At 54.1% G+C, this 333-nt stretch carries 1 protein-coding gene; it reads right to left on the bottom strand.

The genetic code is table 11. From position 1 onward, the window contains the following. Nucleotides 1-137: 137 nt before the first annotated feature. Nucleotides 138-333: hypothetical protein (locus EN846_RS34130; RefSeq protein WP_135928133.1), on the bottom strand; the 196-nt coding region annotated here is incomplete at its 5' end.

The following is a 333-nucleotide window of genomic DNA, read 5'->3' on the forward strand; positions in this document are numbered from 1 at the left end:
TCGATGCTCTCCTCGAGGATCTTGGCCCGGAGGAATTCCTGATTAACGAAGTTATCGAAATCGAGATCGAAAACGGCATTGCAATCGTAACACGATACGATCTGCCGTCGCCCTAGCTGAGGCTGCGCGATCTCCGCTTATGACCGACCCGGTTGCCAGTCGCTCATCTGCAAAATGTTACCGCCGAGTTTTGCAAACGCGCGTTGGCGGCAGGAGAAAACGAGAATCTGCTGATCGTGTGATTGACGATGCAAAGCGTCGAACATGCGCTCGATGCGGTCGTCATCGGAATAAACCAAAGCGTCATCCAGGATAACCGGTGTGGGTCGGCCG

It is taken from the genome of Mesorhizobium sp. M4B.F.Ca.ET.203.01.1.1, from assembly GCF_004791025.1.
Classification (GTDB): Bacteria; Pseudomonadota; Alphaproteobacteria; order Rhizobiales; family Rhizobiaceae; genus Mesorhizobium; species Mesorhizobium abyssinicae.